We start from the raw sequence: 8682 nt of genomic DNA, 5'->3' as shown, positions 1-8682 counted from the left end.
GCGCCCCTTGGCAGCGGCTTCAGCCGCGGCGGGCGTTTCCCGGCAAGACCCGTCGCGGCTGAAGCCGCTCCCACGCGATCTTGCGGCGAATTCGCCTGGCGCACTGCGGGAGGGACTTCAGTCCCGACGCATTACGCCATCGGAAAGCGTGGCCGCTTCGCCCGGCGCGGCTGCATGACAGGTGATTCCCACAAAGCAAGCTGCCCGTAGCTTGATTGTGGGGAAAGCAGGTCGCTGCAGGCGCCCTTCAGTCGCACTCGGCATTCCAGGTGCGCGCGGACGACAAACCCCAAACCAGAACAACGCCGCACCTGCACGAACGCCGTTACGCAGCCGTGCTGCTAGTGCGAATGCCCCTGCATGTGGCCGTGCCCATGTGCGGGATGGGCATGACCATGATCGTGGTCCTCGTGACCATGCCCGTGATGATCGTGACCACCACCCTCGCCCGCCGCCGGCGTGCCGCACGGGGGAGCGCCGCAATGGCCGGCTTCCATCTGCAGGGTGATGTGATCGATGCCGAACTGCGCATGCAGGCCATCGCACAGCGCGGCGCGCACGGCATCGGCGTCACCGCCGTCGGCGACCACCACATGCGCGGTCAGCGCCGGCGTGCTGGAGGCCAGCGCCCACACGTGCAGGTCGTGCACGCTGGCCACGCCGGGCGCGGCCTGCAGATAGCCGCGCACCGCGCCCAGGTCCACGCCCTTGGGCACGCCTTCCAGCAGCACGTTGATCGCCTCGCGCAGCAGCACCCAGGTCCGCGGCAACACCCACAGCCCGATCAGCACCGCCAGGACCGGATCGATCAGCTTCCACCCGGTGACGCGGATCGCGAGCGCGCCGACGATCACCGCGACCGAGCCGAGCATGTCGCTCCACACTTCCAGGTAGGCGCCCTTCATGTTGAGGCTCTCGCCGCTGCCGGCCTTGAGCAGGCGCATCGAGATGAGGTTGATCAGCAGGCCGAATGCGGCGATGCCGAGCATGCCGACGGTGGCGATCTCCTGCGGTTGGCGGAAGCGCTGCACCGCCTCCCACAGGATGTAGCCGGCCACCACGAACAGCAGCGCGCCGTTGACCAGCGCGCCCAGCGCCTCCAGCCGTGCGTAGCCATAGCTGCGCTTGGCATCGGGCGGGCGCCGGCTCAGCCGCACCGCGATCAGCGCGATCATCAGCGCCAGCGTGTCGGTGGCCATGTGCGCGGCATCGGACAGCAGCGCCAGACTGTTGGTGAAGAAAGCGCCGGCCACTTCCACGACCAGGAACAGCGCGGTGAGGCCGAGCGCCCACCACAGGGGCTGCTCGTGGCGGATTTCGGTGGGGGCGTGGCTGTGATCGTGTCCCATGGGGCGACCGGGCGGCGATGCGGAGGAAGATGGCCGCTACCTTAGGCCGCCACCTGTGCGGAGACTATTACACCGTTCGACAGCGGCACGCGCTCTTGTGCACTCGCGCAGCCGATTGACCGCAAGGGGATACGGCAACCAGGCACACCGGATGCCTGGGACATGAAGTCTGGTCGCTCTGCCTGCCCCGCCACACTCGGCCAAGGAAAAGGCTTGAGAAGCTCCCTCGCACGCGACTCATGAAAGCGCGGATCTCGGCATGGCGGCCGAGACCCGCACGACGCTCAACGGGCCGGCGCCGCCGATGGCGCGCCAGCGCTCTGCAACTGCTGCGCCTTGGCCAGGTGCTCGGCCACGTGCGTGCGCGTGGTGCGCAGATGCGCGACCACGTCCGGGGTCTTCGCAGCCGGGATCAGGGTGCTGTCGAGCATCTGCAGGGCGGCCTGGTGATCCTTGACCATCGCCATGACATAGGCCTGTCCGAAGCGATCGCCGTCCAGGGCCTGCAGCTTGCCGGCCTCCGCCTTGGCCTGCTGCATCTGCTGCTGCGCCGGTGCGGCCTTCGCATCAGGACCCCACGGCGCGATCTTGGCGTTGTTGTCGGCGTGCTCCTTGACCATCTGCATGGCGTAGTCGCGCACCGGGCCCTTGACCTGCTTCTGCAAGGCCAGGTTGCCGGCGTTGACCTCGCTGGTGTTGATCGCCGACAACACGCCGAGCGCCTGCTTTTCGTTGAGCGCGGACGCGCGCGCGCCTTGCGCGCCCTGCATGCCGGTCGACGTCTGCGCGGCAGAGGTCGACGGCGTTTGCTGCTGCATGGCGCCGGGATCGGTACTGCCGGCCTGGCCGGAGGTATCGGTCTGCGCATGCGCAAGGCCGACGCCGAGAACCGACATGAGCGCCAGAGAGAACGCGGAACGGGAATGACGCATGACAATCTCCTTTGCATGGCAGGTATCGCCATGCTCCGCGGCCTTTCGTGAGCGCTTGGTTGAACGTGGGTGCAGGCGATGCGAAATGCTGCAGATGCACGTGGACTGCGGCGCCCACGCCTACGGCAACCAGCGCAGCAGCAATACGCTGAGGCTGGCCAGCGCCAGCAGCGAGAGCGTGCCGGCCGCCAAGACGCGGCCGCCGGACGCAAGCACCGTGCGCAGATTCACCGACAGTCCCAACGCGGCCATCGCCACCAGGGTGAACAGCAGCGACAGCGACTGCGCCGCTTCGATGAGCAACGCAGGCAACACACCCAGCGCGCGCAGCCCCATCATGCCGACGAAGCCGAACACGAACCACGGCACCAGCGCGTGCGCCGGGCGCCGCTGTGTCGGCGATCCACCACGCACCAGCCCCAGCAGCAGCATCACCGGCCCCAGCATCAGCACCCGCATCAGCTTGACCAGCGCACCGACCTGCGCGCTCAGCGCGCCCACCGGCACGGTCGCCGCCAGCACCTGCGGCACCGCGTACACGGTCAGGCCGGCGAGGATGCCGTAGTGGCGCTGGTCCAGGCCCAGCACGGGCACCGCCAGCGGCAACAGCAACACCACCAGCACGCCCAGCGCCGCGGTGAAGGCGATCGCTGCAGCGACATCCTCGGAGTCGGCGTCGATCACCGGCGCCGCCGCCACGATCGCCGAATTGCCGCAGATCGCATTGCCGCAGGCAACCAGCGTGGCCAGCCGCGACGGCAGGCCCAGCGCGCGACCGATGCCGTAGCCGAGGGCGATCGCCAGCAGCACCACTGCGGCGATGGCGCCCAGCAACAGGCCGCCGGCCGCGCCGATGGCGCCGATCCCGACCGAGGCCCCAAGCAGCACGATGGCCAGTTCCAGCGGCAGCTTGGCGGCGAAGGCGATGCCGGCGTGCGCGGACGGCGGCAGGCGCCACGCCGTGCGCAGCAAGGTGCCGAGCACGATCGCGAACACCAGCGCGTCGATCCAGCGCCGGCCCAGCCACTGCAGTTGCGCGCGCTCGGCGAGCCAGGCCAGCGCCGCCACCGCGATGGCCAGGGCCAGGCCGGGCAGCAAGGTGGAAGATCTGTGCAGTTGGGTGCGCATGGCAGCGATCCGGATCGAGTGGCGGCAGGTTGCGCCCGCAGACCGTTTCGATCCATCGCATAATGGCGCACATTTCATTCGATCTGTCCGAACGGTCTTCGCATGACCCTGGAACAACTCACGCTGTTCGTGGCGGTGGCCGAGCGCCAGCACCTGACCCTGGGCGCGCAGGCCGCGCATCGCACGCCCTCGGCCGCCAGTGCCGCGATCAAGGCGTTGGAGCAGCAGTACGGGGTGGCGCTGTTCGACCGGGTCGGTCGCGGCCTGGTGCTGACCGCGGCCGGTGCGGCGTTCTGTGAGGACGCCAAGGCGATTCTGGCGCGCAGCCGTGCGGCCGAACTGGCGCTGAGCGAGTGGCGCGGCGTGCTGCGCGGCACCCTCGACCTGCACGCCAGCCAGACCGTGGCCAGCTATTGGTTGCCGACCCGGCTGATGGCGTTCCATGCGCGCTATCCGCAGATCGAGATCCGCCTGAGCGTGGGCAACACCGACGGCGTGGCGCGCGCGGTGCGCGAGGGACGCGCCGAACTGGGCTTCGTCGAGGGCCGCGTGCAGGCCCCCGAACTGCTGAGTTCGCCACTGGGCCACGACCGGCTGCGCGTGGTCGCCGCGCCGGACCATCCGTTGGCGGGGCGTCGCCGCCTCGGGCTGGCACGACTGGTCGCCCACAGCACCTGGATCATGCGCGAACCCGGCTCGGGCACGCGCTCGGCGTTCGAGGCGGCGCTGCGCGATGCAGGCATCGCCCCGGAACGCCTGCGCGTGGCCCTGTCCCTGCCCTCCAACGAAGCGGTGCTGTCGGCGGTGCAGGCCGGGCCCAGCCTGGCGGCGATCTCGCAGCTGGCCGCGGCGCCGTGGCTGGAGAGCGGCCGCCTGCAGCCCTTCGCCGTGGCCCTGGGCGAACGCACCTTCCATGCCCTGCGCCACCGCGAACGCAGCCTGGGTGCGGCGGCCGCCGCCCTGCTCGACTTGCAGGCCCCATCCACCGCGGCCTGAGCCTCGCGTGGGCGACGGTAGACGCGGCGCGCGATATCCATTCCAAAACGAGATAGCCCTCGGCAAATGCTTCATTGGAATGGAATGCCTGTCGCTTCTATCCTCGTTTCCGGTCTCTCGCGCGCCAAGGCAGCGGACGGGGAATGTCCGCGGCGCCGCCAGCAGACACGCCACGTACGCCCCGCCACGTCGACAGACACGCCATCGAGGACAGCGACCGGGACAGTGTGCAGCCCTGCATGACGCCCTGCCGATGCCTCCAGGACCGGGCTTTCCGGTCCACGCCAATTTGATCGGTCACTTTTTGTCCTGGGAGGGAACAAAAATGCCTTTGGAACAGTCCCGTCGCCCGGTCGGCCGGCGCGCGCACCGCCCTGCCGCCCGCACCCTGCTGGGCGCGGCCATCGTCCTGGCCCTGTCCGGCAGCTTCGCCGCGCAGGCGCAGAGCACCAGCGCCGATCCGGCAGCCACGCCACCCGCCAAGCCCGACGCCAAGACCGGCCAGCAACCGGTCACCCTGGACAACGTGATGGTGGTCGGCCAGCGCGCCAGCCTGGAACAGGCCGTGCAGGCCAAGCAGCTCGACGACCACGTGGTGGAAGTCATCTCCGCCGACAACATGGGGCAGATGCCCAACGTCACCGTGGCCGAGGCGCTGGTGCGCCTGCCCGGCGTCAACGGCACCCGCGACCGCGGCAACGAAAGCCTGGCCACGGTGCGCGGCCTCGGCCCGCGCATGACCATGGGCACGGTCAACGGCCGCGAGATCGCGTCCTCCGAACCCAACCGCGCGGTGCGCTGGGAAGTCTTCCCCACCGAGATCGTCTCCACCGTCAAGGTCTACAAGACCCCGTCGGCGGACCTGATCGCCGGCGGCATCGCCGCCACCGTGGACATCTCCACCATCAACCCGCTCGACCATACTGGCCCGACCTTCGTCGCCACCGGCGGCCCGGTCTACTACGACGAGGCCAAGGACGCGCGCGACTACTCGCCGTGGGGCCAGCGCCTGGGCGCGAGCTGGATCCACCGCATCAACGACAACCTGGCGGTCGCGCTCGGCGCCACCTACCAGAAGCAGAAGAACGCCGGCGTCTCGATCGGCAGCTGGGGCTACACCGATGCCAGCAACGCGCGCGATGTGGATGGCGACGGCAAGGTCGACTACACGCCCTGGGGCGCGGCCGACCAGCTCAAGCTGACCGAGCAGACCCGCACCGGCGCGATGGGCACCGTGCAGTGGCGCTCGGGCAACCTGGAACTCAAGCTCGACGGCCTGTACTCGCGCATCCGCATCGACGAGGACCAGCGCCAGAACTGGTTCAACAACCTCGGCTACAGCATCTACTCGGCCAGCAATCCGTACACCACGCCCGGCTCGTCCTACACCATCGTCGACGGCGACGTGGTCGCCGCTACCCTGGCCAATTCCAAGCTGCAGGTGGACCACGTCGTGGCCCGCTACGACGAGGTCAAGACGCTGGCGGCCGGCGGCCTCAACGCCAAGTGGCGCGGCGACGTGTGGACGCTGGGCAGCGACCTGTCGTTCTCGCAGGCCAAGCGCGACAACGACTGGCGCGCGGTGCGCTTCGGCAGCAACCCGGACACGGTGTCGTTCGACTTCCGCCACGGCGTCACCCCCACCATCAGCACCAGTTCCGACGCGCCGGAATGGGGCATCAGCGGCCAGACCGAGCCGCAGGCGCTGCGCGACCGCATCGCCGCGCTGGCGCTGAGCGCGAGCCGCGCGATCGAGGATTCCCCGGTCACCGCGCTGGAATTCGGCGCGCGCGCCTCACGCCGCGAGAAACAAAACCGCCATTTCACCAGCTTCCAGTCGGGCTACAGCCAGCCGATCTCGGCCTACCAGGACCTGATCTATCCGGTGACGATGCCGGACCTGAACGTGCCGACCCTGACCGGCGGCGACCTGGACGTGATCGCCAAGCTCGGCTTCGGCGGCTTCGATCCCAACCTGGCCACCGAGCAGCGTCTGGATCACTGGAACGTCGAGGAGAACGTGCGCGAGGCCTTCGCCAAGGCGGTGTTCAGTTCGCAGTGGTTCGGCGTCGACGTCACCGGCAACGCCGGCGTGCGCGTGGTCCACACCGACACCGACAGCCATGGCTACGACACCGTCGGCGGCGTGGTGCAGCCGAGCAGCGCCGGCAAGACCTACACCGACGTGCTGCCCAGCGCCACGGTCAACTTCCTGATCGACCCCGAGCGCATCCTGCGTCTGTCGGTGGCCAAGGTGATGGCGCGGCCGCCGCTGGACGAACTGCGCACCGGGCGCGCGCTCGACGACCCCAACACCACCGTCGGCCAGCTCACCGGCAGCGGCGGCAACCCGCAGCTCAACCCTTTCCGCGCCACCCAGCTCGACCTGTCCTACGAGTGGTACTTCCACAAGGAAGCGCTGGCGGCGCTGGCGCTGTACCGCAAGTGGGTGGATTCGAGCATCGGCTACAAGACCCAGCACGAGACCATCGACGGCCGCGACTACCTGATCAGCGGCCCGTTCAACGGCGGCGGCGGCTACATCAACGGTGCCGAGCTGACCTTCCAGACCCCGTTCTTCTTCATCCCGCACATGGAGAACTTCGGCATCTACTCGAACTACTCGTACGTGGAATCCAACCTGCACGAGTTCTCGCCGGCGGACAATCCGCTGCCGCTCAGCGGCCTGGCGCGCAACACCGGCACGCTGGACCTCTGGTACAACAACAGCAAGTTCGAAGCGCGGATCGGCTACAAGTACCACAGCCCCTACACCGTGGTGTACGGCTGGAACGCGGCGCGGCTGGCGCGACTGGAGAGCGAAGGCACGGTGGACCTGAGCCTGGCCTGGCGCTACAGCGAGCATCTGGGCTTCAAGTTCCAGGTCGGCAACCTGACCAACGAACCGCTGCGCGCCTACAGCGACAACAAGCGCAACCGGCTCGCCAACCAGGACGATGGCGGCTACCAGCTGTTCGGCCGCCGCTTCGCCCTGGAAGCGACCTACACGTTCTGAGCCGGTGGAGACCCGCATGCGATCCAGACGCACCTGGCTGCCGGCGCTCGCGCTGGCCCTCGCCACCGCCCTCGCCGCGCCCATGGCCGGCGCCGGCACGCTGTACCTCGGCGCCGACCTGTCCTACGTCAACGAGATGGAGGATTGCGGCGTGCAGTACCGCGACCACGGCGCGGTGCGCGACCCGTTCGAGCTGTTCCATGCGCACGGCGCCAACCTGGTGCGCGTGCGCCTGTGGAACGATGCGCGCTGGACCCGCTACAGCGACCTGAGCGACGTCAAGAAGACCATCCGCCGCGCACGCGCGCAGGGCATGCAGGTGCTGCTGGACTTCCACTACTCCGACGACTGGGCCGACGGCGAGAAGCAACTGATCCCCAAGGCCTGGGCCAGCATCACCGACCAGGACGAACTGGCGCGCACGCTGTACGGCTTCACCTACGACACGCTCAGCGCACTGGACCGCGCCGGGCTGATGCCGGAGCTTGTGCAGGTGGGCAACGAAAGCAATTCCGACCTGATGGACAGCCAGCCCTGGGACAAGCGCCGGCCGATCGACTGGACCCGCAACGCCAAGCTGTTCAACGCCGGCATCCAGGCGGTACGCGACGCCGGCGCGCGCTCGACGATCAAGCCCAAGGTGATGCTGCATATCGCCCAGCCGGAGAACGTGGAGCCGTGGTTCGCCGACGCCGCCAAGGCCGGCGTGCGCGACTTCGACTTCATCGGCATCAGCTACTACCGCAAGTGGTCGCGCGAGACCATGGACCAGCTCGGCGCCACCATCAAGCGCCTGCGCCAGCGCTATCAGGCCGAAGTGATGGTGGTGGAGACCGCCTATCCGTGGACGCTGGAAAGCGGCGACCCCTCGCCCAACCTGCTCGGCGCCGACTCGCTGATCAAGGGCTACCCGGCCACCCCGCAGGGCCAGTTGAACTACCTGGTCGACCTCACCCAACTGGTAGTCGACAACGGCGGCAGCGGCGTCGTGTACTGGGAACCGGCCTGGACCAGCAACCAGTGCAAGACCCGCTGGGGCGTCGGCTCCTCGTGGGAGAACGCCAGCTTCTTCGATTTCCGCAACGGCAACGAACTGCTGCCCGGCATCGGCTTCATGCAGCATGCCTACCGGCCGGCCCCGGCGGCGGCCGCGGGCACCACCGCCGCGCCCGCGCAGGACGCGCGGCCATGATCGAACTGAGCCGCCGCGACCTGCTGCGCTCGCTGGTCGCCGGCGGCGTGCAGGTGGCGGTGCCCGGCG

Annotated in this window: 6 protein-coding genes; 3 read left to right on the top strand and 3 right to left on the bottom strand. The window is 69.0% G+C overall.

Going from position 1 to position 8682, the window contains the following annotated elements; translation table 11 throughout:
• Nucleotides 1-341: 341 nt before the first annotated feature.
• From D180_RS07320 to D180_RS07310, 3 genes are all read right to left on the bottom strand, one after another.
• Nucleotides 342-1349 (bottom strand): cation diffusion facilitator family transporter, encoded by a 1008-nt coding sequence (locus D180_RS07320; protein WP_017912284.1) that lies wholly within the window; start codon nucleotides 1347-1349, stop codon nucleotides 342-344.
• A gap of 284 nt (nucleotides 1350-1633) precedes the next feature.
• Nucleotides 1634-2245 carry a DUF4142 domain-containing protein gene (locus tag D180_RS07315; protein ID WP_017912283.1) on the bottom strand — a complete coding sequence of 204 codons (612 nt, stop codon included), beginning with the start codon at nucleotides 2243-2245 and terminating at the stop codon, nucleotides 1634-1636.
• A gap of 156 nt (nucleotides 2246-2401) precedes the next feature.
• A complete protein-coding gene (locus tag D180_RS07310) occupies nucleotides 2402-3409 on the bottom strand; it encodes a putative sulfate exporter family transporter (protein ID WP_017912282.1) in 1008 nt (335 codons plus the stop codon).
• Between the two features lie 102 nt (nucleotides 3410-3511).
• Here D180_RS07310 and D180_RS07305 point away from each other — a divergent pair, with 102 nt between their 5' ends.
• From D180_RS07305 to D180_RS07295, 3 genes are all read left to right on the top strand, one after another.
• Nucleotides 3512-4405, top strand: a complete 894-nt coding sequence (locus tag D180_RS07305) for a LysR family transcriptional regulator (protein ID WP_017912281.1) — start codon at nucleotides 3512-3514, stop codon at nucleotides 4403-4405.
• A gap of 325 nt (nucleotides 4406-4730) precedes the next feature.
• The gene (locus D180_RS07300) at nucleotides 4731-7421 is read left to right on the top strand and encodes a TonB-dependent receptor (protein WP_043090606.1); all 2691 of its coding nucleotides are present in this window, start codon (nucleotides 4731-4733) and stop codon (nucleotides 7419-7421) included.
• Nucleotides 7422-7437: 16 nt separating this feature from the next.
• On the top strand, nucleotides 7438-8613 hold the full coding sequence (locus tag D180_RS07295) for an arabinogalactan endo-1,4-beta-galactosidase (RefSeq protein WP_043090607.1): 1176 nt from the start codon (nucleotides 7438-7440) through the stop codon (nucleotides 8611-8613).
• Nucleotides 8614-8682: the final 69 nt, after the last annotated feature.

The organism is Xanthomonas sp. SHU 166, from assembly GCF_000364685.1.
Lineage (GTDB): Bacteria > Pseudomonadota > Gammaproteobacteria > Xanthomonadales > Xanthomonadaceae > Xanthomonas_A > Xanthomonas_A sontii.
This window is presented reverse-complemented; position numbering and strand designations above follow the sequence as displayed.